Consider the following 26,002-nt stretch of genomic DNA (forward strand, 5'->3'; position numbering starts at 1 on the left):
AACTACAATATTCTAATTCTTATTTCCCCTCAAACAATGTCATTCTGGGATTTCTTTACCCTCCTATACATTAACGCCTGACGGGTGGAAATATTAGGATCCGCTCCATAAAATCAATCCTATTCAGATACCGTTTGCTTTTCCTGAGTCTGATTCGGAACAATGATTTTCTTAAAGCACCGGCGGCGCTTGTGATTAATCGGATTCAAAGGTTCCCATTGACTCTGGACGCCTTCATTATGTTCCATTTCCACCTGACTTTCACCCCATTTGAAGCCATAAGCCTGATACCTGGGGATCAGATCTGCAAAGAGCAATGAGTTAGCGCCTTTCTTGCGGTACTCGGGCAGAAATCCTAAGAGAAGAAGGTCTACACCTTCTGTCTTATGCCATTTAATAGCGCGGAGCACATACCACCATCCAAAAGGAAGTAAACGCCCACGATGGCATTTCTGCATGGCTTTGGAAAGAGACGGCATCGTGATGCCAATCCCGGCAAGTTTATTATTTGCGCTCGTATCTTCAATTAAAGTGACTAAATTAAGGTCTATGAAAGGCAGGTATTCTTTAATCAATTGATTAATCTGAGCATCGCTCAATTCGGAATAACCGTAAAGGTCAGAGTAAGTTTCATTGATCAGTTCAAAGATCTTTCGTCCATATCCCCTTTTCATGACATCATCCTTGGTCAGTTTCTTGATGCGGAGGTGATAGCGTTCCTCTACGACTCTAGCAATTTTCGTATACTTGTCGGGGATTTTTTCGGGGACCTTCAAATAATATTCCACATAATCATTATCCTTGGCAAAGCCTTCCATCTGTTCCATGTATTTGGGATAATAAGGATAGTTATAGAGTGTGGGCATCGTCCCGAGTTTGTCAAATCCCCAGGTAAGCATCCCTTCAGGGTCCATATCGGTAAAGCCTAAAGGACCTACGATTTCCGTCATACCCTTGGTTTTCCCATAATCCTCAACGGCTTTCAATAATAAACGTAAAACCTCTTTGTCATCTATAAAATCCAGCCATCCGAAACGAACAGATCTACGATTCCATTTTTTATTAGCTTTATGATTGATTATTGCTGCAATGCGTCCTACGATTTTCCCGTCTCTATAAGCCAAAAAATATTCGGCATCACAAAATTCGAAAGTGGCATTGTGTTTTTTATCCAGCGTATTGAATTCGTCACTGAATAGATTTGGAACATCATATGGATTCCCTTTATACAGGTCATAATGAAAATCTATAAAATGCTTAAGATCTCTTTTTGTTTCGACCCTTCTGATTTCTATTGCTGACATATAATTAATATAAATATTGCTTTAAACTTACAAAGTTAAGAAAATAAAAGGAAATGAACAAAGCACAGGGATTTTTTTGGGAAATATTAGTGAGTTTTATACTCACAAATCGTTGTTTATGCGCATTTTAGATTCCTGTGTGCAAAATACAAACTGTCAAATAGAAGGAAAGTGCCGAGTAAGGTTCTAAGGAATAGCTTTATAATATTTTCTTGCCGTTGCCCTGGAGCACCAATTGAAATGCCACCATTCTGTCGGTAATGCCCGCCATCCTGCATATCGCATGACTTTTCGCAGAAGCAGTCTGTTGGCTTCTTCCTGACGGGTAATCCTGTGATGACTGACCAGAGATGCTTCCTTGTCTATATGAGCCGCTGAGCCCATATAATCAACCTTTGTCCCCATACTGATCGTATCTCCCTTCAAATTACATAAGGACACATCTACAGCCAAGCCATAATTATGCATTCCTCCCCCATGTGCAGGATTACTTACATAGTAATATTTAGAGGTGTTTTTCACTTTATCCCACATTTTCTGTTGAATGGACATCGGACGGGCAGCGTCGAAAATGATCAAACTCAAATCTGGTCTGATGGACTTCAAATACCTTTGTGCACGTCTGATCGCTTTGGCAGCTACAGGATGAAGATAAGCTTCTCTCAAATCGCCATAGAGTACGACTCCACAAAAATTATCGGGCCGTGAGTACATCAAGGATACAAATATTGTCGGATCCTCGTCTTTCACGTTTACGTATCCGCGACGTGCCAATGCCTGTGCAGTTTTACTGAGAGCAGAGTGACCGGCAGATGACGACAGTCGGATAGTCGAAACGGACTTTTTGACAGACGGCTCTTTAGCGACCCGAGGTGTAAGTTGCTGATCTGTCTTTTTCTGGGCATGGCAACATCCTATCAGACTGAAAGCCATAACCAATAAGAATCCCCACTTTTTCATATTACTATATAGTAAATACCCCCACGAAGAGCTATTCAGTCTTCGCGGGGGTAAGATATACAAATCCTCAAAGGAATTTAATCATTCAATTTAGCTTTGATGAATTCCCGGTTCAGACGGGCAATGTTAGCTACAGTTTCATTCTTCGGACATTCAGCTTCACAGGCACGTGTATTGGTGCAGTTACCAAAGCCTAATTCCTCCATTTTGGCAACCATAGACTTCGCACGGCGAGCTGCTTCAACACGTCCCTGAGGGAGTAAGGCAAACTGGCTGATCTTCGAACTGACGAAGAGCATTGCTGAACCATTCTTGCAGGCGGCAACACAAGCGCCACAACCGATACAAGATGCACAGTCCATTGCCTCATCGGCCTTGTCTTTAGGTATAGGAATGGCATTGGCATCCTGAGCGGCACCTGTACGAACCGTAATATAACCGCCTGCTGCCATGATCTCATCAAATGCTGACCGGTTTACCATACAATCTTTGATGACAGGAAAAGCAGCAGAGCGCCAAGGCTCCACAGTGATAGTATCTCCATCATTGAAACTGCGCATATAGAGTTGGCATGTCGTGCCCCCTTGTGCTGGTCCATGTGGATGCCCGTTAATATACAATGAACACATACCGCAAATACCTTCCCTACAATCGTGGTCGAATACGAACGGTTCCTTATTGGCCTCTATGAGCTGTTCGTTTAAGATATCCAGCATCTCGAGGAAAGAGGTATCAGTAGGGATATCCTTCATCTGGAAGGTATCAAAATGACCTTCTGCCTGAGGTCCGTTCTGACGCCAGACCTTCAGTGTGAAATTTATATTCTTATCCATTTTAAATCTGATTTAATTGATACATCAACAATCCTGTATGAAGGATTACTTCTTATAGTTACGAACCTGAACCTTGATATACTTGTAATCGAGCGGTTCCTTAAGAAGCGTAGGAGCGACATCATCCGAACCCTCGTATTTCCAGCAAGCTACATACATATAGTGTTCATCATCACGCTTAGCCTCACCTTCTTCAGTCTGGGACTCTTCGCGGAAGTGGCCACCACAACTTTCGTTTCGGTTCAAAGCATCATAAGCAATCAATTCACCCATTGTAATGAAGTCACGAAGGTGGATAGCCTTGTCAAGTTCAACATTCAGACCTTCTTTAGATCCAGGAACACGAACATGTGCATAGAATTCTTTACGAACGTCTTTCAACATGGCAAGGGCCTTTTTCAGTCCTGCCTCATTACGAGCCATTCCGACATAATTCCACATGATATTGTAGAGTTTCCTGTGGATGAAGTCAACACTTTCATCACCTTTGATATTATAGATTCGATCGATCTCTTCCTGAACATTCTTTTCAGCTTCATCGAATTCCGGTGCATCTGTCTTAAAACGAGGAACTGAGATCTGGTCACTCAGATAGTTCTGCATTGTGTAAGGAATGACGAAATAACCATCGCTCAATCCCTGCATCAAGGCAGAAGCACCTAAACGGTTTGCACCATGATCAGAGAAGTTGCACTCTCCTAGAGCAAACAAGCCTTTGATAGAGGTCTGCAATTCATAATCTACCCACAGACCACCCATCGTATAGTGAATGGCAGGATAGATCATCATCGGATTTTTATATGGATCTACATTGACAATACGCTTGTACATATCGAACAAGTTGCCATAACGTTGAGTGACGACATCCTTGCCTAACCGACCGATAGCCTCCTTGAAATCCAAGAAAACGGCCAGTCCTGTAGCATTGACGCCATAGCCTTTATCTGTACGCTCTTTAGCAGCACGTGAAGCGACATCTCGTGGAACCAAATTGCCGAAGGCAGGATACCGACGCTCCAAATAGTAGTCACGGTCCTCTTCAGGAATATCCTTACCTTGGATCTCACCACTCTGGAGTTTCTTGGCATCTTCAAGTTTTTTAGGAACCCAGATACGACCATCATTACGTAGAGACTCGGACATTAAAGTCAACTTTGACTGTTTGTTTCCATGTACAGGAATACAGGTCGGATGGATCTGGACGAAACAAGGGTTGGCGAACCAAGCTCCCTTGCGGTAGCATTGCATAGCTGCGGTACAGTTGCAGCCCATTGCATTGGTAGACAAGAAATAGGTATTGCCGTATCCGCCTGTAGCAATACAGACAGCATGAGCAGCATAACGCTCGAGTTTACCTGTAACCAAATTTTTGGCGATGATACCCCTTGCACGGCCGTCTATGATCACCACGTCTTCCATTTCCGTACGTGTGTGGAGTTCTACTGTTCCATTATGAACTTCCTTCATCAAGGCAGAATAAGCGCCCAACAGCAACTGCTGGCCTGTCTGACCCTTGGCATAGAAAGTACGGCTGACCTGAACGCCACCGAAAGAGCGGTTAGCCAACAGTCCACCATATTCACGTGCGAAAGGAACACCTTCTGCGACACATTGGTCAATGATATCTGCACTGACTTCAGCCAATCTGTAAACATTAGCTTCACGAGAACGATAATCTCCGCCTTTGATCGTATCGTAGAACAAACGATAGACAGAGTCTGCATCATTCTGGTAATTCTTTGCAGCATTGATACCTCCTTGTGCTGCAATAGAGTGCGCACGACGAGGAGAATCCTGTATGCAGAAATTGATGACATGAAAGCCCTGTTCACCTAAAGAGGCGGCAGCAGATGCGCCTGCCAGTCCGGTACCCACAACGATAATATCCAACTTACGCTTGTTAGCCGGATTAACCAGTTTCTGATGAGCTTTGTAATTGGTCCATTTTTCAGCCAAAGGGCCTTCAGGAATCTTAGAATCAATCTTTATATCTGACATAATCTGATATTCTTAAAAATAATAATATGAATCAGGAATTAACGAAGACTGGGTGCAAATCCAAAAGCAAAGGCCAAGACAAGAAATGCAAAAATAAGCATCAATATTGTCACATAAATAATGCCGATGACTTCCCAGCGTTTCAACCAGATCTTACCACTCCAACCTAAGGTTTGCAAAGAACTCCAAAAGCCATGAGAGAGGTGGAACCAGATAGCCACAAACCAGATAAGGTAAATAACGACGAACAGAGGATGGGCGAAGGTGTACTTGATCCATCCAAAGCCATCCGTAGGACTAGCGATAGAAGAAGGAGTGCCGATAATGTCGGCAAGCATCATGTGAGCCCAAAAATTGAACAAATGGAGGAAAAGACCACAAAAGATAATGATTCCGAGCACCAGCATGTTCTGGGAAGCCCAACTGACTTCAGGGCGGCGTGAAGTGACGGCATAACGTTCACTTCCACGAGCACGGCGGTTCTGAATAGTTAGGATAAAAGCATAGACAATGTGGAAGCAAGCCAATGCTGCCAAGATGATAGTACCAATAATGGCATACCAATTAGATCCCAAGAATGCACAAACCTCGTTGTAACCAGTTCCAGAGAAAAAGGCTACAGTGTTCATACATACGTGGAATGTCAGAAATAGAATAAGGCAGATGCCGGTTACAGACATGACCACCTTTCTACCAATAGGTGAATTGATTAACCACATAAATGATTGTAATTTAATTATTTAACTGTTTGAAATATTTCATTGTCTAAGTATTCCCATAAAAAACTTATGGCTTTTTTCCTTATCCTTCCACTCCAAGCGTACCTGAATCAAAATTTGTTCTAAAGAATTTCTCATACCTATAATAAGGTATATGCCAAGCCACTCTTGGTGCAAATTTACCATTTTTTGATGATTAGGCAAAGCAATTCCTATAAAATTTCGATTTAATTTCTTACTTTTGCGGAAAAAGGAGATACGAGATGAATTTCAATTATGATGTTATTGTTATCGGAGGAGGACATGCCGGATGTGAAGCTGCCACTGCTTCGGCCAACATGGGAGCCAAGACGTGCTTGATAACAATGGACATGAACAAAATCGCCCAAATGAGTTGTAATCCTGCTGTCGGCGGAATCGCAAAAGGGCAGATCGTACGTGAAATTGATGCATTAGGCGGACAAATGGGTAAAGTCACAGACCGCACCGCTATCCAGTTCAGAATGCTTAATATAGGAAAGGGACCTGCAGTGTGGAGTCCCCGCGCCCAATGTGACAGGGGCAAGTTCATTTGGGAATGGCGGCACGTACTTGATGAGACCCCGAATCTCGACATCTGGCAGGACCAGGCTGATACGCTGATCGTCGAGAAAGGAGAAGCGGTAGGCATCAGGACGATATGGGGTGTGGAATTTCATGCCAAAAGTATCGTCGTCACTGCAGGGACTTTCCTGAACGGTCTCATGCATATCGGACGGCACATGGTAGAAGGCGGCAGAATCGCAGAACCTGCCGTGCATCATTTTTCAGAAAGCATTTCCAGATGGGGCATTCATTCCGACCGGATGAAGACTGGTACTCCCCCACGTATCGATAAGCGCAGCGTTCATTTTGATGAGATGACAGAACAGGAAGGCGATACAGGATTCCACCAATTTTCATATTTGGGACCACATCGCGTTCTCAAGCAATTGCCTTGTTGGACCACTTATACCAACAAGACTGTCCATGACATTCTCAAGAGTGGTCTGAAAGACTCCCCCCTTTTCGACGGCCAGATCAAGAGTAAAGGTCCCCGATATTGTCCTTCAATAGAAACTAAACTGGTCACCTTTCCCGACAAGGAGCAGCATCCTCTGTTTTTGGAACCGGAAGGTACGGACACAAATGAAATGTATCTCAATGGTTTCTCCTCAAGTATGCCGATGGAAATCCAATTAGAGGCTGTTCATCATATCCCCGCTCTCAGGGATGCTAAAATGTATCGTCCCGGATATGCCATTGAATACGATTACTTCGACCCTACCCAACTCTCTCATTCTTTGGAATCGAAAGTCATCAAGGGGTTGTTCCTTGCCGGCCAGGTCAACGGTACAACTGGTTACGAGGAAGCCGGAGGACAGGGAATCGTCGCAGGCATTAATGCGGCAATCCATTGTAGTAACGGTAAGCCTTTTGTGATGAAAAGAGACGAGAGTTATATCGGCGTTCTCATCGATGATCTGACAACCAAAGGTGTCGATGAACCTTACCGAATGTTCACATCTCGGGCAGAATACCGCATTCTGCTTCGTCAGGATGACGCTGATGCAAGATTGACCAAAATGGGTTATCAACTCGGCATTGTCAAACGGGACCGGTATGACTGGTGGATACAAAAGAAAGAGGCTATAGCTAAACTCATCAACTTCTGCGAAGAGACACCCATAAAACCAAAGGAAATGAATTCCTTCCTGGAATCAGCAGGTTCCACTCCACTTCGTGCCGGTTGCAAATTAATCGACTTGATTGTTCGACCTCAACTGACATTGAAGAACCTCTCAGAAGTAGTTCCGGGCTTAAAGGAAGTTCTCGAATCGCCTGTTAACCGTAAAGAGGAAATCGCAGAAGCAGCCGAAATCAAGATGAAATACAAGGGATATATTGAGCGTGAGAAAATAATAGCAGACAAGATGCATCGCTTGGAAGACATCAAGATCCGCGGGCATTTCAAATATAACGACTTAAAGGAAATATCAACTGAGGGAAGACAAAAATTGACAAAGATCGATCCCGAGACTTTGGCGCAAGCGAGTAGAATCCCCGGAGTTTCACCTAGCGACATCAACGTACTTCTCATCCTCATGGGGAGATAAGATATCTAAGGATAAAAGACACCTATGAGAATAGAGCATTCATCCTATTCCAGAACGACCAGCCTCCTATTATAACCTATAAACATAGACATGGATTTCGCACATCAGATAGGGTTTCACGTGAAACAAACGAATTGATAACATCCTGTCATTGTGAGACTTAAGTATTAAAGAAAGACTAAAAACATGAGGTGATAAGGAGTTGCAAAGAACTGAATGAACAAAAGAATAATCGATGGTAAATGAGTTGAAGTATTGAGTTAAGACAGTTAAAGTTTTTATAAAGAAAAGGGATAGAAGATAGGCAAGATAAAGTTAATAAGTCAGTGAATTGACTTTAAAAAAGAAATCAGTTTATAACATTAAATATAAAAACATGAATAGTAAAATGTTGATTGACCACCTGCGCACAGTACCAGATTGGCCAATAAAGGGTGTTAATTTCAGAGATATTACCACCCTACTCAAAGACCCGAAATGTCTTAAGGAAATCAACGATGAAATGTACGAGCTCTACTGCGACAAAGGGATAACAAAAATTGCTGGTATAGAAAGTCGGGGGTTTATCATGGCTTCAGCTCTTGCTATCAGAATCGGTGCAGGCGTTGTGCTTTGTAGAAAACCGGGGAAATTACCTTGTCCGACCGTACAGCAGAGTTATGCTAAAGAATATGGTATAGACACTATAGAAATACATAAAGACGCTATTACACCGGATGACGTCGTTCTATTACACGATGATTTACTCGCAACAGGCGGGACAATGCAAGCAGCTTATAAACTCGTCAAGAAATTCCATCCGAAGAAAATATATTGTAATTTCATCATTGAACTCATGAGCGAGGGATTGAATGGGAGGGAGAAATTCGATAATGAAGTAGAAATCACTTCCCTACTCAAACTTTAAACTCAAAAGGGTCAATTTACATATTGAAGTAAATCTGTTTCCTGACGCCCCTCACTTTTTAATCTTATCAGATGATAGACTGGAAACAGATAAGGAGAAAGAGATGACAGAACTCAATCGAGAATATCAAGGCATCTATATACTACTATGGTGGACTAATGAAAGTTGATGGCACTAAAGGACATTGGTAAGGACTATTTAGGAAACAGTACCCAAACATAAACCCAATGAGCAGAGAAGGGCAGCTTCAAGAGAAGAAGAGATAGGCAGGGTGAAGTTTCACGTGAAACAACAACCGCTAAACTAACTGTAAATAAAGGAGATACAGAGTGACAAGAGAAGAAAACGAGAAACGTTTAGCATACCTAAAGAATATTGTACTGAATATGCCTGAGAAACCAGGTAGCTATCAGTTTTATGACGACCAGCATAAAATCATTTATGTTGGGAAGGCTAAACATTTGAAACAAAGAGTTTCGTCTTATTTTCACAAGGAAGTTGACCGATATAAGACAAAGGTATTGGTCAGCAAAATTCAGGATATCTCATATACTGTCGTCAACACGGAAGAAGATGCTCTCCTTTTGGAAAATTCCCTGATCAAGAAATACAATCCAAAATACAATGTATTGTTGAAAGACGGGAAGACCTATCCCAGTATTCTCGTAACCAATGAGTATTTCCCCCGAATTTTCAAAACCCGACGAATCAAAAAAAGTTATGGAACGTATTACGGCCCCTATCCGCACGTATCGAGTATGTATAATGTCTTGACACTTATCCATAAATTGTATAAACCCAGAACCTGCCACTTGACCATCACAGAAGAGGGAGTCAGAGAGCATAGATACAAACCCTGTCTGGAATACCACATACACAATTGCTATGCCCCGTGCATCAACAAAATCAGCAACAAAGAATACAAGGAGAACATGAAGCAGGCAGAAGAAATTCTGAAAGGGAATACACGAGACGTTAGTTCTCTACTCTACCGCCTGATGTTGCTCAATTCCAAGAAATTGAAATTCGAGGAAGCTGAAAGGTTGAAAGAGCGTTACCTACTACTCCAGGACTTTGTATCAAAGAGTGAAGTCGTCAGTCATACCATAACAGACGTAGATGTCTTTTCCATTACAGATGACGAAAACAATAAAAACGCCTATGTCAATTACATCCATGTCAAAAACGGGGCAATCAATCAGAGTTTTACTTATGAGTATAAGCGCAAACTAGATGAAAGTGATGAAGAACTTTTGAACGAGGCAATTCCTGAAATCAGAGACCGGTTCAATAGTCATGCCAAAGAGATCATTGTACCTTTTCAAATGGATTGGAATATCAAAGATGCCGTCTTTTTCATCCCTCAAAGGGGTGATAAAAAACACCTGCTGGAACTTTCCGAAATGAATGGAAAAGAATACTGCTTCGACAGGTTAAAACAAGCTGAAAAACTTAACCCGGAACAAAAGCATACAAGATTGATGAAAGAGTTGCAAGACAAACTTAAATTACCAAAACTGCCTTATACAATAGAATGTTTCGACAACTCGAATATTTCAGGAACAGATGCCGTTGCAGGCTGCATCGTCTATAAAGGGATGAGACCATCCCGAAAAGACTATCGGAAATATAATATCAAGACAGTGGTAGGGCCGGATGACTATGCATCCATGCAGGAAGTCGTCAGAAGACGTTATTCCAGAATGATTCGAGAGAAGCAGCCACTCCCCAATCTGATCATCACAGATGGTGGAAAAGGTCAAATGGATGTAGTCAGGGAAGTTGTAGAGGGCGAATTACATTTGGAAATTCCTATCGCCGGTTTGGCAAAAGACGACCGGCATAGAACCAACGAACTCCTTTTCGGCAATCCGCCACAAACTGTCGGACTGGATATAAAAGGTGAACTTTTTAAAATATTGACACAAATCCAAGATGAAGTACACCGGTTTGCCATCACCTTCCATAGGGATAAACGCTCAAAACACGCACTCCACAGTGAACTTGATGATATCAAGGGCATTGGTGAGAAGAGTAAGATCGCACTATATAAAGAATTCAAGAGCGTCAGGATGATTAAATCAGCAGATATTCAAGCACTTACGAAAGTGTTAGGAGAAAGTAAGGCAAAAGTTCTTTACAATTATTTCCATCGTACTGAACTAAAGGAGGCGAAGGGAAACAACGAGGAATAGGAGGATGATTCGAAGCAAGACGCATCCAAAAGAACCGTTAGTTTCCTTAAATAATTTAGAAAAGAGCATCGGAAGATCTAAATAATATTCGTACATTTGTAACATGAGAATCATCATACAAAGAGTCACAAAGGCCTCTGTCTCGATTGAGGGAAAGACGAAATCGAGCATAGGAAGAGGTTATATGATTTTAGTTGGTATCGAAAGTAACGACAGTTCGAAAGATGTCGACTGGCTCGTTAGGAAAATCATCGGTTTGAGAATATTCGATGATGAAAACGGGGTGATGAACCGTTCTATAAAAGAAGTTGACGGAAGAATCCTTGTCATCAGTCAATTCACCCTCTTCGCAAGTTATAAGAAAGGGAACCGCCCAAGTTGGCTTAGGGCAGCCAAACATGAGATATCCATACCTCTATATGAAACCTTTTGCGAACAACTCTCTATTGCATTGGGAAAACCTGTCGGTACGGGAGAATTTGGGGCCGATATGGAAGTGGAATTGATCAACGACGGTCCAGTGACCATCATGATGGACACCCATCAGAAAGAATAGAAAAAACTGAACAAAAGATAAATAAAAAAGGTAAATAGAAGGAAATAAACAATGACTATAAAAGAGGCACAAGACGCTGTAGACCAGTGGATCAAACAATATGGAGTAAGATATTTCAGCGAACTCACGAACATGGTTTGTTTGACGGAGGAAGTCGGAGAACTGGCAAGGGTAATTGCCCGTAAATACGGCGATCAAAGTTTCAAACCAGGAGAAAAAGCAAATCTGGGCGAGGAGATGGCTGATGTACTGTGGGTTCTGCTTTGTCTGGCCAACCAAACCGGCATTGACTTGACAGACGAACTCAAGAAAAGTTTTGAGAAAAAGACTGAAAGAGATCGGACAAGACACCTCAATAACCCGAAACTTAAAGAAAAACCAAGACAATAAATCGAGAAAGTCTCATTCTAAAATCGTAACATAAACAAGAATATCATGTCATATAGAAGTAAAATTGAACCAACGATTGACCCTCGGAAACTGAATGAAGAGGAAAAGAACAAGAAAAAAGAACCTGAAAAGAGTAAGTATGATCAGGCTCTCGAGAAATATAATACCAACCTCAATAAAGAGGAAGTAGACAGGGAAGTAAAAAGGATAATCACAGAAAAGCTCGAGGAAAATGACACACCGGAGGTTAAGAAATTCCTCTTTGGAAGTGTCGAACTAACCTCACTGCATACAACGGATACAGAAGAGGGAATCCTTGCCATGACTGAGAAAATCAACAAGTTCTATGCTGATTATCCCGAACTCCCTCACGTCGCAGCTATCTGTGTCTATCCCATATTTACCGAACTCGTGGCTAAAAGTCTTGAAATAGACGGAGTTGAGATCACGAATGTCTGCGGCAATTTTCCCTCCTCACAAGCCAGGATGGAAGTGAAGATAGCAGAGACCTCACTGGCTATTGCCGATGGTGCAACCAATGTAGACATTGTCATGCCGGTAGGAAAATTCCTCAGCGGTGACTATGAAGGCATGTGTGATGATATCTGCGAACTGAAAGAGGTATGCAAGGATATCCCCATGAAAGTCATCCTCGAGACAGGTGATCTCGGCAGTTACAGTAACATCAAGAAAGCAGCCATATTAGCCATGTATGCCGGTGCAAATTATATCAAGACCTCTACCGGAAAAGAGAAAGTCGGTGCAACACCTGAGAGCGTTTACATCATGTGCCAAGCCATTAAAGAATACTATGATACGACCGGCATACAAATCGGTTTGAAACCTGCAGGGGGCATGAAAACAGTAAAAGATGCACTTATCTATTACACGATAGTCAAAGAGGTTTTAGGGAAGAAATGGCTGACGAATGAGTGGCTCCGACTGGGAACCAGTAGCTTGGCAAACCTTCTTCTTGGGGAAATTCTGGGCAAAGAAATCAAATATTTCTAGATAACCGCAAGAGGAATCTTTTATAACAGTTTCAAAGGTTTTGAAACTACCGAATCATGCCGAGAGACTGGACCAAAGAATAAAACGGAGAATCCGGAGTAATGTACTCCGGATTTTTTATTTAAAAAGTCTTCAAGAATCGGAAATAGAAAGAAATACGTTAAAAGTATAACCCGTTGATTGACGTAAAACACCCTATCCCACTGAAGTTATCCTTTCAGAGTAACTTAATTGTCTCTCTTGATAATAAAATCCAAATACGCCTTCAAAGAATGCTTGGTACTCTCATCCGTAACATACTTATCCAAGAATTGGATACAAGAAGCATGAAACTTCCACATACGATTTTCAGCATACTCAATGCCACCATTAGACTTGGTAAAAGAGACCAACTTTGCGATTTCCTCAGGTTGGATGGTACGCGCCTTGACCTTGCTAGCCAATGCCATCATCTGCACATCATGAGTAGTATTCAAAGCATAAATCACAGGTAAAGTTAATTTGCCTTCAGCCAAATCATTTCCTGTAGGTTTTCCGATTTCCTTGGAATCAAAATAGTCAAAAATATCATCACGGATTTGGAAAATAATCCCCAAGTTCTGCCCGAACTCACGAGTAGCATTGACCTGCTCACTCGTAGCATGGACCGATTCAGCTCCCACTGCTGCACAAGCAGCAAAAAGAGCAGCTGTCTTCTGCTTGATGACCTGATAATAAACCTCTTCCGAAATCTCCTCATTTTGGATATTGGTGAGTTGGAGAATCTCCCCGTTTGAGAGTGTTTGTCCCAACTCAGAAAGATAACGGACGATGACTTCTGAATGGGTATAGGAAACATGCAGCAGGGCTGTTGAAAGAATATAATCCCCAACAAGCACAGCAACCTTGTTGTCGTATACGGCATTAACCGAAGCCTGCCCTCTCCTTTCAGAACTCTCATCCACCACGTCATCATGGACCAAAGAGGCTGTATGCAGCAGTTCGAGACCGACAGCCGCATTCAACGTGACATCATTAATTCTACCAAAATTTCTTGCTATCAAGAGAATCAATATCGGTCTCATCCGCTTTCCCTCACGTTGACGGATATGGTCTAAAACTTGAGAAAGCAGACCGTAACTATGTGAAAGGGCCTTATTGAACAACTCAACAAAGTCATCTAACTCTTTCTGAATTGGTTGTCTGATGATAGATAGATAATCCATGAAAAACTAAATGTGCTACAAAAATAGTGATTTTATCGCATTTACAGTAATTTTTTCGTAAATTTACGCCATTAAATAAAAAATAATATGGAGAAACTGTTTCTTTTAGACGCGTACGCACTCATATACCGATCCTATTATGCCTTCCTCAAAAATCCAAGAATCAATTCTAAAGGACTAAATACATCTGCCATACTGGGATTTTGCAACACTCTGAATGAAGTACTCAACAAAGAGAAACCTGAATATATCGCCGTTGCATTCGATCATGGAAAGACCTTCAGGAATGATGCCTTCCCGGCCTATAAGGCACAACGCGAGGCTACCCCTGAAGATATCAAGCGCTCAGTCCCTATCATTAAGGAAATCCTGGAAGCCTATCACATTCCTATCTTGCAAGAAGAGGGGTTTGAAGCTGATGACGTCATCGGCACTGTCGCCACTCACACGGCCAAGATGAATATCGAGACCTATATGCTCACGCCTGACAAGGACTACGGCCAGATCGTCACTTCCAACGTATTTATGTTCAGACCCCGACATGGTGGTGGATATGACAAGATGGGCGAAAAAGAGATAGAAACCAAATATGGGATCACCTCCACCAAACAGGTCATCGATCTGCTTGCACTTATGGGTGACTCAGCTGACAACTTCCCGGGATGTCCGGGTGTCGGTGAAAAGACTGCCGTCAAACTTATCAATCAGTTTGGCAGTGTCGAAGGACTGCTCGCTCACACAGATCAACTCAAAGGGAAAATAAAAGAGAAGGTTGAAAGTGCCGTCGACGACATCAAGATGTCAAAATACTTGGCAACGATCAGAACGGATGTCCCCGTCAACATCAAACTCGAAGATATGAAAGTGGAATCTCCTGACGAAACAAAACTTCAGGAAATCTTCACTGAACTTGAATTTAATTCATTAAAAAGCAAGAGTCTAAAAAAAGTTGAAAATAACTCAAAAAGCACAAACAGGCAACTCGATCTCTTTGCAGAAGATGCAAGCAATGATGCAGAACAACCTGTAGAAACGAATTATAAGAGTTTAAAAAGCATACCACATGATTATCAACTTATTGATAATCAAGTTGAAATGAATAAACTTTGTGACTTTTTCAGGACAAAAGATATTCTCAGTCTAGACACGGAGACCACTTCTACTCACCCGATAGATGCAGAATTGGTAGGTTTGAGTTTTTCCATCAAAGAAAATGAAGCTTATTACATACCGGTTCCTGCAGATCAGAAAAAGGCACAGGAAATTGTCAATATCTTCAAACCGCTTTACGAAGACCCTCAGATTTTGAAAGTCGGACAGAATATCAAATACGATTATGAGGTCCTCAAAAATTACGGCGTTGAGATCAAAGGCAAAATGTTCGACACGATGATCGCCCATTATCTCATTCAACCCGAACTCCGGCACAACATGGATTATATGGCCGAAGTATACCTGAACTACCAAACGGTACACATTGAGGAGTTGATAGGCCCCAAAGGCAAAAATCAGAAAAACATGAGGGACTTGGCTCCGGAAGATGTTTATGAATACGCAGCCGAAGATGCAGACGTCACTTTGAAACTGAAGAATGTCCTGGAACCAAAATTGAAAGAGTTGGAACTGGAGAATCTGTTTTGGAATATTGAGATGCCACTGGTCCCGGTACTTGCAGATATGGAAATGACCGGTGTGCGTCTGGATACAAAGGCCCTCAAGGAAACGTCGGACAACTTCACCAATCGGATGAAAGAGATAGAAAAGCACATCTACGAATTGGCAGGTGAAGTTTTCAACATTTCTTCCCCAAAGCAAGTAGGAGAAATCCTATTCAACAAGATGAGCATCATTGACAAACCGAAGAAAACCAAAACGGGCCAGTTTGTTACGAGCGAAGATGTCCTTGAACAGTTGAGGTCGAAGAATCCGATTGTCGAGGAAATCCTCAAATACAGAGGACTGAAGAAACTGCTCAACACCTACATTGACACCCTTCCCAAACTGATCAATCCCCGGACCGGACACATCCATACGTCCTTCAATCAAACCATAACTGCTACGGGACGACTCAGTTCCAGCGATCCAAACTTGCAGAATATCCCCGTCAGGAATGATGATGGGAAAGAGATCCGAAAATGCTTCATTCCCGAACCCGGCTGTCTGTTCTTCTCCTCAGATTACAGTCAGATCGAATTACGGATCATGGCCCATCTTTCAGGAGATGAGAATATGATCAATGCCTTCAAAGAAGGCTTGGATATCCATGCGGCAACAGCAGCCAAGATCTGGCACAAGGAGATGAAAGATGTCACGCCGCAGGAAAGAAAAAAGGCAAAACAAGCCAACTTCGGGATCATCTACGGCATCACCGCATTTGGACTTGCCCAACGGATGGACATTCCCAATGGCGAGGCACGTGATCTCATCAAAGATTACTTCAAGACGTTCCCGAAAGTGAAGGTCTATATGGAGAAAGCCAAGGAAATAGCCCGAGAAAACGGCTATGTCGAGACCCTCTTCCACCGGCGCAGATACCTGCCGGACATCAAAAGCCACAACGGAACTGTACGGGGCTTTGCCGAACGCAATGCCATCAATGCCCCTATCCAGGGCAGTGAAGCAGATATCATCAAAGTAGCAATGGTCCGTATCTGGCAACGATTCCGGAAGGAAGGCATCAGGTCCAAGATGATCCTGCAGGTCCACGATGAACTCAATTTCTCGGTGTATCCTGATGAAAAAGACAAGGTATCGAAAATCGTGCTGGAAGAAATGCAAGGTGCCTACAAATTGAAAGTACCTCTGATTGCTGATGCAGGTTGGGGCAAAAATTGGCTGGAAGCCCACTAAAACGGTGCTAACTAATAGGCAAATAAAGAAATAACTTACTAAAATACCGCTCATTAAGTTTTTTTTGTAACTTTGCAAGATAGAAATAAAAGCTTTAATTAAATAATGGCATTAAAATGTGGTATTGTAGGCCTCCCGAACGTGGGAAAGTCTACCCTTTTCAATTGTTTGTCAAGTGCTAAGGCGCAAGCAGCTAATTTTCCTTTCTGCACCATTGAACCTAACCTGGGAGTGATCACCGTTCCTGATGAGCGCCTCAACAAACTGGCGGAAATCGTACATCCCGGTCAGATTGTTCCTGCAACTTGTGAGATTGTCGATATCGCAGGACTGGTGAAAGGTGCCAGTAAAGGTGAAGGACTGGGCAATAAATTCCTGGGGAACATTCGAGAATGTGATGCAATCATCCATGTGATCCGCTGCTTTGACGACGATAATATCATCCGTGAAGGCGGGGCACCCATTGACCCTGAAGAAGATAAGAGCATCATCGATACAGAGCTCCAGTTGAAAGATCTCGAAACCATTGATGCCCAACTCAAGAAACAGGAAAAGATTGCCAACAGTGGTGACAAGGAGGCAAAAGAAGCACTAGAAGTTCTCAATGCCTATAAGAAAGCCTTGGAGCAAGGCAAGAATGCAAGAACAGTCGCTTTTGATGACAAGGAACTTCAGAAAATAGCCCATGATTTGTTTCTGTTGACTACAAAACCGGTACTCTATGTTGCCAATGTTGATGAATCGGCAGCCAAGGACGGCAATGCTTACAGTAAGAAAGTAGAAGAGATGGCAGCTGCTGAAGGGGCTGAATGCATGACTATTGCAGCTAAGACCGAAGAAGATATTGCTGCTCTGGATACCTACGAAGACAAAAAAATGTTCTTGGACGAACTGGGTCTGAAGGAGAGTGGTGTGGATCGGTTGATCAAGAAAGCATACCACTTGCTCAATCTCCAGACCTTCATCACAGCCGGTCCTATGGAAGTCAAGGCATGGACGTTCCACAAGGGATGGAAAGCACCGCAATGCGCAGGTGTCATTCATACTGATTTCGAGAAAGGTTTCATTCGTGCTGAAGTCATCAAATACGAAGATTATATCAAGTACGGTTCTGAAACGGCTGTTCGCGATGCCGGTAAAATGGGTGTCGAAGGAAAAGATTATGTCGTCCAGGACGGAGATATCATGCACTTCCGGTTCAATGTCTCCAAGAACTGACATCCCCCTATCCGCTTGCCGGAAGATATAAGCGTCTGAAAATATTTAACTGATTTTCCTGAAGAAATATCGTCCTTACAACGGACCGATTCCTGAGTATTTACAGGAAACCAAACACACTGAATTATGGTCGACTTATTGAATTTTATCGTCTGGAATCCCAATCCCATCATCGGGCATATTGGTCCCGTCACACTTCGATGGTACTCGATGTGCTGGCTGGTAGGTCTCATCCTGGGTTATCTCATGATGAAGAAGTTGTACCAGCAACAGCATATTCCGGAAGAAAAATTCGACCCGCTGATCATCTATATTTTTGTCGGCGTGCTGATTGGCGCACGGTTAGGACATTGCCTGTTTTATCAACCCGATTACTTCCTGAGCAGTTGGGATCATATTGTCGAGATGATCCTGCCCATCCATCACATGCCTGACGGCGGATGGAAACTGACGGGTTATGAAGGGTTAGCTTCTCACGGAGGCGTCATCGGCATGTTCATCGGCATCTATCTCTACTGCCGCAGGAATCAAGTCGGCTGGTGGATCGTACTGGACAATATGGGTATCTGCTCCGGCATCACGGCGATGTTCATTCGTTTAGGCAATCTGATGAACTCTGAGATCATCGGACGTGTGACAGATGTGCCTTGGGCCTTCATCTTCGTTCAAGACGACAGTTATCCCCGGCATCCGGGACAACTCTATGAGGCCATTGCCTATGGCATCATTTTCCTGACTATTTTTGCGTTTTACCGCAAGAAAGGTCCTAAGACAATAGGTTCTGGATTCTATTTCGGACTGTGTCTGGCACTTATCTTTGTTTTCCGTTTCCTGATCGAATTCACGAAAGAAGTACAGGAGCCTTTCGAAGCCGGCCTTCCGCTGGATATGGGACAGGTTCTCTCGATTCCACTTGTCGCTATCGGCATTTGGAGCATCTGCACCAGTAAAAAGCGTGAAAACGACCATGCCATCAAGGAAGAGAAGGAAATGTCTCAAAAGAAAGAGATCAAAAAATAAGAAGGAACATTCTTCCTTACTATTCTTTTGAGGAAATCTTGTATTGTTTTCGTTTCAGTAGGAAAAGGATCCGACCTCATTTCCCTGAAACGATTTTCTTGATATCACTGAGTTTATCAAGCGCTTCTATAGGGGTCAGATGATCGATATCCAACCCCAGGATCTCATCGCGGATCTGGCAGAGTACAGGATCATCCAGTTGGAAGAAACTCAGTTGGAGACCGTTTTTCTGTTTGCTCCCCGTCTTACTTTCATGAGAGATGGACCCTACGGTAGCATTATCCTCCTCCAACTGTTTCAGAACTTCTTCCGCACGCTTGACAATACTTTTCGGCATGCCGGCAATTTCAGCCACATGGATTCCAAAAGAATGTGCAGCGCCACCACGGATGAGTTTTCTCAGGAAAATCACCTTGCCTTCCACTTCTTTCACGCTGACGTTATAGTTCTTGACCCGCGGATAGTATTTTTCCATTTCGTTGAGTTCGTGGTAGTGCGTGGCAAACAGCGTGCGCGCCTTTGCCCTCGGCTGCTCATGCAGATACTCCACAATCGCCCAGGCAATGGATATACCGTCATAAGTGGAAGTCCCTCTGCCCAATTCGTCAAAGAGGACCAGAGAACGGGGTGTCACATTATTGAGGATGTTCGCTGCCTCCGTCATTTCGACCATGAACGTCGATTCTCCCAAAGAAATATTATCCGAAGCCCCTACCCTGGTGAAGATTTTATCCACCATGCCTATTCTTGCGCGTTCTGCGGGCACAAAGCACCCGATCTGGGATAATAGTACTATCAGAGCGGTTTGTCGCAACAGGGCGGATTTACCGGCCATATTCGGTCCGGTGATCATCATGATCTGCTGCTTCTCAGTATCCAGGTAGACGTCATTGGGCACATACTTCTCTCCAAGCGGCAACTGCGTTTCAATGACAGCATGCCGGCCGCCTTTGATATCTATGACGTCAGTATCGTCTACAGAAGGACGGACATAGCCGTTTTCATTCGACACCTTGGCAAAGGACAACAGGCAGTCGAGATGGGCTATGAGACTGGCATCCAACTGGATCTGAGGGATATAGTCCTGCATGAAAACGACGAGTTGGGTATACAAGTCATTTTCCATTACCTGTATCTTCTCGTCAGCACCCAAGATCTTTTCTTCATATTCCTTCAATTCCTGTGTGATGTAGCGTTCGGCACTGACCAAAGTCTGTTTCCGGATCCAGTCTGACGGGACCTTATCCTTGAAGGTATTGCGCACTTCCAGGTAATACCCGAAGACATTGTTATAGCCTACTTTCAGAGAACTGATACCGGTTTTCTCCGTCTCTCTCTGTTGGATTTTCAACAGGTAATCCTTGCCGTTGTCCCTGATGTTACGCAGGTCATCCAGTTCTTGGGAATAACCGGGAGCAATCACGCTCCCACGCCCCAGGATCTGAGGCGGGTCTGGCACGATTTCCTTCCCTATACGGTCACAAAGCGCTTCACAACAATCCAGTTTTTTACCGATATTGTTCAATGTCTTCTCGTCCGTACCGAGACAAGCTTTTTTCACATTGACCAGAGCCTGCAAGGCAGTTTTCAGTTGTATCACTTCGCGAGGCGAAACGCGCCCCACGGCAACTTTTGAAATGATCCGTTCCACATCTCCCATCATCTGCAACTGGTCATCGATGACCTGCCGAAAGTCAGGGTCTTTGAAGAAGTATTCGACAATATCCAGTCTTTCCTGAATCGGTTTCAACTCTTTCAGAGGAAAGACCAGCCAACGCCGAAGCATACGTCCTCCCATAGGTGTGACCGTATGGTCGATGACATCCAGCAATGAACTTCCGCCTTCCTGCATCGGCTGGAGGAGCTCAAGACTGCGTATGGTGAAGTTGTCCAGCCGCACATAGCGTTCGGTCTCAATACGACTCAAGGAGGTAATATGGGAGATATGCGTATGCTGGGTGAGAATCAGATACTGCATGATGGCACCGCTGGCGATAATGCCGTTTTTCAAGTGCTCCACACCAAAACCTTTCAGGTTCTGGGTTCCGAAATGTTTCAAGAGCCGCTCTCTGGCATTCTGCTCAGTAAACACCCAGTCATCGAGTTCATAAGTACAGTATCTTGTCCCGAAATATTTTTCGAAATCCGTCTTCTTCGCACGGTCGAAAAGCACCTCTTTAGGTGAAAAATTACCTAAAAGTTTTTCGACATAATCGTACGATCCTTCGCCGGTCAGAAATTCACCGGTAGAAATATCCAGAAAACTGACACCGCAGACTTTCTTTCCGAAATGCACGGCAGCCAGGAAGTTATTTTCCTTGTAATTGAGCACATTGTCGCTCATGGCTACGCCAGGGGTCACCAGTTCGGTAATCCCCCGCTTCACCATCTTATCCAAAGCGGTAAGCCCCTTCTTGCCTTTTATCTCTTCCCGTTTTTTCTTGGGATCTTCCAATTGGTCACAGATAGCCACACGCTTACCTGCTCTGATCAATTTCGGCAAATAGGTATCAAGGGCATGATGGGGGAATCCTGCCATTTCAGCAGAGCCATGATTTCCACCATTATTACGCCTCGTCAGTGTGATTCCGAGAATTTTTGAAGCTTCAATAGCATCCTGGCAATAGGTCTCATAAAAATCACCACAACGAAACAGCATCAAGGCATCCGGATGTTTTGCTTTCAGTGCAAAAAACTGCTTCATCATGGGGGTCTGGGCCTTTTCATTATTTGTCATGATTCCTCCGCATTTAAATATCATGCAAAGATAACAAAAAACATTGAGTCGAGCAAAAGTATTTAAACCTTGGGACTTTAAGCCAAAGTCTGACAACTCTTCTGTTTTAGAAATTAGACTTCTATTTGCCGACAAGTCTTGATCAACAGACCTTCCTGTATTCCGGGATTTTTTCGTAAGTTTGCAAAATACATAACTGAAAGATAGAATGAACGCATTTACCCTGCAAATTTCCAAAGAACTGAATCTGCCTGTACACAGTGTAGAAAATACCCTGCAACTCTTGGACGACGGCTGTACGATTCCCTTCATCAGCCGCTATAGAAAGGAACGTACCGGCAGCCTCGACGAGGTCGCTGTCGGACAGATCCAGGAAAGATACCACTGGCATAAGGAGTTTCAGAAACGTAAGGAAAGCATTCTCAAGTCCATTGAGACACAAGGAAAATTAACACCGAAACTAAAACTGCAAATTGACAATTGCCAAGATAGCAATGAACTCGAAGATTACTACCTCCCCTATAAAGCCAAACGCCATACCAAAGCCCAGATTGCCCGTGAACAGGGTCTTGAGCCGTTGGCAACACTGATTTTCCTGCAGCGGGAACCAGATCCGGAAAAGAATGCTTCAACTTTTGTAAAAGGGGATATTGCCAATGCAGACTCAGCGGTCAAAGGCGCCTTGAATATTATAGCCGAAACCATCAGCGAAGATGAGCAGGCACGTAGAGACATCAGAAATATCTATAAGCACGAGGCCATGATATCGTCCAAGGTCATCACTAAGGTCAAGCATGAAGAAAAGGCTCAGAAATATGCCGATTATTTCAATTTCTCCGAACCTTTGAGACGATGCAGCAGTTTCCGCCTTCTCGCTATGAGAAGGGGAGAAACTGAGGGAATATTGAAAGTCTCCATATCGGCAGACGAAGAAAAATGCCTGAGACAGTTGAATCACCGGTTTGTCAACAGCCAAGGGACTTGTGGAAAACTCGTCCGACAGGCTATAGAGGATGGTTATAAACGACTCCTGAAGCCGTCCATAGAAACCGAGTTCAGCAATTCGAGCAAAGACCAGGCTTGCAAAGAGGCCATCGATGTCTTTGCAGACAACCTCCGGCAATTGCTCCTGGCTCCTCCATTGGGTCCTAAACGTGTCATGGGAGTTGACCCGGGATTCAGGACCGGTTGCAAAGTGGTATGCCTCGATGCACAAGGCAACCTGCTGCATGAAGAAGTGATCAAGCCCCATCCGCCTGTCAATGACTGTTCCGGGGCAGCCAAGCAAGTGGAAAGGATGGTCAAAGACTATCAGATAGAGGCCATCTCCATCGGCAACGGCACTGCCAGCAGAGAGACTTCAAGTTTTATACACGGACTGACATTCGACCATCCGGTCCAGGTATTCGTGGTCAGCGAGGATGGCGCTTCAGTCTATTCAGCTTCGGAGACGGCCCGGGAGGAGTTCCCGAAAGAAGACATCACTGTCCGGGGAGCCGTGAGTATCGGCAGGAGACTGATGGACCCGCTCGCCGAACTCGTGAAGATCGATCCCAAGAGCATCGGCGTAGGCCAATACCAGCACGATGTCGACCAGGGAAAGTTGAAGGAGCGCCTTGACCAGACCGTCGTCTCTTGTGTCAACAGTATAGGTGTCAATCTGAATACCGCCAGCAAATACCTGCTCTCCTATGTCAGCGGACTGGGACCTGTCCTCTCCCAGAATATCATCGATTACCGGAAGAAAAACGGTGCTTTTACCTCTCGAGTCCAATTGCTGAAAGTCCCGCGACTTGGTCCGAACGCTTACAGACAATGCGCCGCCTTCCTCCGCATTCCGAATTCTCCCAATCCACTGGACAACAGTGCTGTCCATCCCGAAAGTTATCCGGTCGTCGAAAAGATGGCAAAAGACTGCGACTGCAAGATCACGGATCTGATCGGTCATCCTGACCAACTCCGGAAGATCCATTTGACCGATTATGTCACAGATACCATCGGAATGCCGACACTCACAGACATCCTGAAAGAATTGGAAAAACCCGGGCGAGATCCGAGAAATCAGGTGGAAGTATTCGAATTTGACCCCAACGTGAAAACACTCGAAGACCTGCAACCCGGCATGGTCCTTCCCGGCATCGTGACTAATATCACACAGTTTGGCGCTTTCGTGGACATCGGGGTGCATCAAGACGGTCTGGTGCATATTTCCCAACTCAGCGACCATTTTGTCAAGAGCCCCGGAGAAGTTGTAAAACTCCATCAGCATGTCAAAGTCCGCGTCTTAGATATCGATCAGGTTCGTCATCGGATAGCCCTTTCAATGAAAGGAATTGTGAAAGGATAATTTATAAATATTCATTTTAGTGCCTTTTTTGCAATTAATATCCATAAATAGAACCATTTTATGAAAATTTATGTAACTTTGTGGTCTGAAAAGAAAAATACAGACCATGACATATAATAGAATAACTGCTGCTGAAGGCGCAGCAATGATCAAGGATGGTGACTATATCGCATTAAGTGGATTCACTCCCAATGGAGTGCCTAAAGCTGTTTTCCGTGAACTTTCCAAACGTGCTGTCAGGGAACATGAAGCAGGGAAGCCTTTCCAAGTAGGTATCCTGACAGGAGCCTCTTCTCTCCAAAGTGTAGAAGGGGATATGGCGAATGCCCATGCCATCAAATTCAGGGCACCTTTCTCTACAAATAAAGATTTCCGGACTCATGTGAATCTCGGAGAAATCGATTATGAAGACACGCATCTCGGGAATATGGCAGAGCGTATCCGCCATGGTTTCTACGGGACAATCGACTGGGCGATCATCGAGGTCAGTGACCTGGATGAAGGCGCATCTGAATGTAAAGCCTACCTCTCTTCCTCAGGCGGCATCTCAACAACCATTGCCAGACTGGCGAAAAAGGTCATCATCGAATACAACCATTTCCATAATCCTAATTCCAAATGCCTGCATGACACCTATGAACCCGGGGAATGTGGATTTGACCGTCAACCCATCCCCATTATCCACGTCATTGACAAGGTAGGGAAAAACTATGTACCTATAGATCCTAAAAAAATCGTCGGGGTCGTGGAATGCAATATTCCGGAAGAAGCCAGGGTCTTCAAACCCCTGACACCTGAGACCAAGCAAATGGGATACAACGTTGCAGAATTTCTCGTCAACGATATGAAACAAGGCCATATTCCCCCACAGTTCCTGCCCCTGCAAAGTGGTGTAGGCGCAACGGGAAATGCCGTATTGGAGGCTTTAGGGCAAAATCCCCATATCCCCCACTTCAAGGTTTATTCTGAAGTGGTGCAGGAATCGGCCATCGGCCTCATCCAAAAAGGGATCATCACGGAAGCGTCTGCTACAGCCATGACGGTCACCAATGAGTGCTTGAAGAAGATCTATGACAACATGGACTTTTTCAAGAAACACCTCGTCATCCGCCAGAGCGAGATTGCCAACTCCCCCGAGATTATCCGCAGGTTGGGAGTCATTGCCATCAACACGGCCATCGAATGTGATTTATATGGGAACGAGAACTCCAGTCACATCTGCGGAGCACGACTGATGAACGGCATCGGCGGCTCCTGTGACTATGAGAGGAACGGCTATATCAGTATCTTTACAACAGCCAGTACTGCCAAGAACGGTTGCATTTCTGCCATTGTCCCGATGTGTACACACGTCGACTCCACAGAGCATGACGTCGATGTCATCATCACTGAACAAGGCATCGCTGATCTGCGTGGGAAGGGACCTTTACGCCGTGCCCATGAGATCATCGAAAACTGTGTACATCCGGACTATAAACCTATTCTGAGGGAATACCTGAAAATCTCAGACCGCGGGCATGAGCCTCAGAGCCTGAGGGCTGCCTTTGCCATGCATGATACCTTTATGAGAAAAGGAGACATGCGGCTGGTCGATTTCGGCGAATACCTGAAATAACC

18 protein-coding genes are annotated in these 26,002 nt (G+C 44.0%); 11 read left to right on the plus strand and 7 right to left on the minus strand.

Going from position 1 to position 26,002, the window contains the following annotated elements:
* Positions 1-119 precede the first annotated feature (119 nt).
* The 5 genes from NG821_RS02675 to NG821_RS02695 all read right to left on the minus strand — a co-directional run bounded on the left by NG821_RS02675 (position 120) and on the right by NG821_RS02695 (position 5,814).
* Positions 120-1,304, minus strand: a complete 1,185-nt coding sequence (locus tag NG821_RS02675) for an N-acetyltransferase (protein ID WP_252760121.1) — start codon at positions 1,302-1,304, stop codon at positions 120-122.
* A gap of 186 nt (positions 1,305-1,490) precedes the next feature.
* Positions 1,491-2,264, minus strand: coding sequence for a M15 family metallopeptidase (locus NG821_RS02680; RefSeq protein ID WP_252760122.1), 774 nt, complete (start codon positions 2,262-2,264; stop codon positions 1,491-1,493).
* Positions 2,265-2,341: 77 nt separating this feature from the next.
* Positions 2,342-3,097: a succinate dehydrogenase/fumarate reductase iron-sulfur subunit gene (locus tag NG821_RS02685; RefSeq protein ID WP_252760123.1), complete on the minus strand. Its 756-nt coding sequence runs from the start codon at positions 3,095-3,097 to the stop codon at positions 2,342-2,344.
* Between the two features lie 45 nt (positions 3,098-3,142).
* A complete protein-coding gene (locus tag NG821_RS02690) occupies positions 3,143-5,095 on the minus strand; it encodes a fumarate reductase/succinate dehydrogenase flavoprotein subunit (RefSeq protein WP_252760124.1) in 1,953 nt (650 codons plus the stop codon).
* A gap of 38 nt (positions 5,096-5,133) precedes the next feature.
* On the minus strand, positions 5,134-5,814 hold the full coding sequence (locus tag NG821_RS02695; RefSeq protein WP_252760125.1) for a succinate dehydrogenase cytochrome b subunit: 681 nt from the start codon (positions 5,812-5,814) through the stop codon (positions 5,134-5,136).
* A gap of 263 nt (positions 5,815-6,077) precedes the next feature.
* On the opposite strand from NG821_RS02695, the gene mnmG reads away from it, so the two are divergent.
* From mnmG to deoC, 6 genes are all read left to right on the plus strand, one after another.
* Positions 6,078-7,949, plus strand: coding sequence for a tRNA uridine-5-carboxymethylaminomethyl(34) synthesis enzyme MnmG (mnmG, locus tag NG821_RS02700; protein WP_252760126.1), 1,872 nt, complete (start codon positions 6,078-6,080; stop codon positions 7,947-7,949).
* A 376-nt stretch (positions 7,950-8,325) separates the two neighbouring features.
* A complete protein-coding gene (locus tag NG821_RS02705; protein ID WP_252760127.1) occupies positions 8,326-8,856 on the plus strand; it encodes an adenine phosphoribosyltransferase in 531 nt (176 codons plus the stop codon).
* Between the two features lie 329 nt (positions 8,857-9,185).
* Positions 9,186-11,051 (plus strand): excinuclease ABC subunit UvrC, encoded by a 1,866-nt coding sequence (uvrC, locus tag NG821_RS02710; protein ID WP_252760128.1) that lies wholly within the window; start codon positions 9,186-9,188, stop codon positions 11,049-11,051.
* Between the two features lie 103 nt (positions 11,052-11,154).
* Positions 11,155-11,607: a D-aminoacyl-tRNA deacylase gene (dtd, locus tag NG821_RS02715; RefSeq protein WP_252760129.1), complete on the plus strand. Its 453-nt coding sequence runs from the start codon at positions 11,155-11,157 to the stop codon at positions 11,605-11,607.
* Between the two features lie 51 nt (positions 11,608-11,658).
* Positions 11,659-11,997: a nucleotide pyrophosphohydrolase gene (locus tag NG821_RS02720; RefSeq protein ID WP_252760130.1), complete on the plus strand. Its 339-nt coding sequence runs from the start codon at positions 11,659-11,661 to the stop codon at positions 11,995-11,997.
* A 45-nt stretch (positions 11,998-12,042) separates the two neighbouring features.
* On the plus strand, positions 12,043-13,008 hold the full coding sequence (gene deoC, locus NG821_RS02725) for a deoxyribose-phosphate aldolase (RefSeq protein ID WP_252760131.1): 966 nt from the start codon (positions 12,043-12,045) through the stop codon (positions 13,006-13,008).
* Positions 13,009-13,235: 227 nt separating this feature from the next.
* Here deoC and NG821_RS02730 read toward each other — a convergent pair whose 3' ends face one another.
* Complete coding sequence (locus NG821_RS02730; RefSeq protein ID WP_252760132.1) at positions 13,236-14,213, minus strand: polyprenyl synthetase family protein; 978 nt, start codon at positions 14,211-14,213, stop codon at positions 13,236-13,238.
* Between the two features lie 87 nt (positions 14,214-14,300).
* On the opposite strand from NG821_RS02730, the gene polA reads away from it, so the two are divergent.
* From polA to lgt, 3 genes are all read left to right on the plus strand, one after another.
* Positions 14,301-17,063 carry a DNA polymerase I gene (gene polA, locus NG821_RS02735; protein ID WP_252760133.1) on the plus strand — a complete coding sequence of 921 codons (2,763 nt, stop codon included), beginning with the start codon at positions 14,301-14,303 and terminating at the stop codon, positions 17,061-17,063.
* Positions 17,064-17,168: 105 nt separating this feature from the next.
* On the plus strand, positions 17,169-18,281 hold the full coding sequence (ychF, locus tag NG821_RS02740) for a redox-regulated ATPase YchF (RefSeq protein ID WP_252760134.1): 1,113 nt from the start codon (positions 17,169-17,171) through the stop codon (positions 18,279-18,281).
* 126 nt (positions 18,282-18,407) lie between these two features.
* Positions 18,408-19,301, plus strand: a complete 894-nt coding sequence (gene lgt / locus NG821_RS02745; RefSeq protein WP_252760135.1) for a prolipoprotein diacylglyceryl transferase — start codon at positions 18,408-18,410, stop codon at positions 19,299-19,301.
* 76 nt (positions 19,302-19,377) lie between these two features.
* Here the strand turns inward: lgt and mutS are convergent, their stop codons facing one another.
* On the minus strand, positions 19,378-22,038 hold the full coding sequence (gene mutS, locus NG821_RS02750) for a DNA mismatch repair protein MutS (protein WP_252760136.1): 2,661 nt from the start codon (positions 22,036-22,038) through the stop codon (positions 19,378-19,380).
* A 208-nt stretch (positions 22,039-22,246) separates the two neighbouring features.
* Between mutS and NG821_RS02755 the strand changes: the two genes are divergently transcribed.
* Positions 22,247-24,385, plus strand: coding sequence for a Tex family protein (locus NG821_RS02755; RefSeq protein ID WP_252760137.1), 2,139 nt, complete (start codon positions 22,247-22,249; stop codon positions 24,383-24,385).
* A gap of 106 nt (positions 24,386-24,491) precedes the next feature.
* Positions 24,492-26,000: an acetyl-CoA hydrolase/transferase C-terminal domain-containing protein gene (locus tag NG821_RS02760; protein ID WP_252760138.1), complete on the plus strand. Its 1,509-nt coding sequence runs from the start codon at positions 24,492-24,494 to the stop codon at positions 25,998-26,000.
* Positions 26,001-26,002 lie beyond the last annotated feature (2 nt).

Source organism: Segatella cerevisiae (assembly GCF_024054555.1).
In the GTDB taxonomy this organism is placed as follows: domain Bacteria; phylum Bacteroidota; class Bacteroidia; order Bacteroidales; family Bacteroidaceae; genus Prevotella; species Prevotella cerevisiae.

Coding starts and splice junctions, on each gene's coding strand:
- NG821_RS02675 (WP_252760121.1), bottom strand. CDS start 1,304: ATGTCAGCAATAGAAATCAGAAGGGTCGAAACAAAAAGAGATCTTAAG.
- NG821_RS02680 (WP_252760122.1), bottom strand. CDS start 2,264: ATGAAAAAGTGGGGATTCTTATTGGTTATGGCTTTCAGTCTGATAGGA.
- NG821_RS02685 (WP_252760123.1), bottom strand. CDS start 3,097: ATGGATAAGAATATAAATTTCACACTGAAGGTCTGGCGTCAGAACGGA.
- NG821_RS02690 (WP_252760124.1), bottom strand. CDS start 5,095: ATGTCAGATATAAAGATTGATTCTAAGATTCCTGAAGGCCCTTTGGCT.
- NG821_RS02695 (WP_252760125.1), bottom strand. CDS start 5,814: ATGTGGTTAATCAATTCACCTATTGGTAGAAAGGTGGTCATGTCTGTA.
- mnmG (WP_252760126.1), top strand. CDS start 6,078: ATGAATTTCAATTATGATGTTATTGTTATCGGAGGAGGACATGCCGGA.
- NG821_RS02705 (WP_252760127.1), top strand. CDS start 8,326: ATGAATAGTAAAATGTTGATTGACCACCTGCGCACAGTACCAGATTGG.
- dtd (WP_252760129.1), top strand. CDS start 11,155: ATGAGAATCATCATACAAAGAGTCACAAAGGCCTCTGTCTCGATTGAG.
- NG821_RS02720 (WP_252760130.1), top strand. CDS start 11,659: ATGACTATAAAAGAGGCACAAGACGCTGTAGACCAGTGGATCAAACAA.
- deoC (WP_252760131.1), top strand. CDS start 12,043: ATGTCATATAGAAGTAAAATTGAACCAACGATTGACCCTCGGAAACTG.
- NG821_RS02730 (WP_252760132.1), bottom strand. CDS start 14,213: ATGGATTATCTATCTATCATCAGACAACCAATTCAGAAAGAGTTAGAT.
- polA (WP_252760133.1), top strand. CDS start 14,301: ATGGAGAAACTGTTTCTTTTAGACGCGTACGCACTCATATACCGATCC.
- ychF (WP_252760134.1), top strand. CDS start 17,169: ATGGCATTAAAATGTGGTATTGTAGGCCTCCCGAACGTGGGAAAGTCT.
- lgt (WP_252760135.1), top strand. CDS start 18,408: ATGGTCGACTTATTGAATTTTATCGTCTGGAATCCCAATCCCATCATC.
- mutS (WP_252760136.1), bottom strand. CDS start 22,038: ATGACAAATAATGAAAAGGCCCAGACCCCCATGATGAAGCAGTTTTTT.
- NG821_RS02755 (WP_252760137.1), top strand. CDS start 22,247: ATGAACGCATTTACCCTGCAAATTTCCAAAGAACTGAATCTGCCTGTA.
- NG821_RS02760 (WP_252760138.1), top strand. CDS start 24,492: ATGACATATAATAGAATAACTGCTGCTGAAGGCGCAGCAATGATCAAG.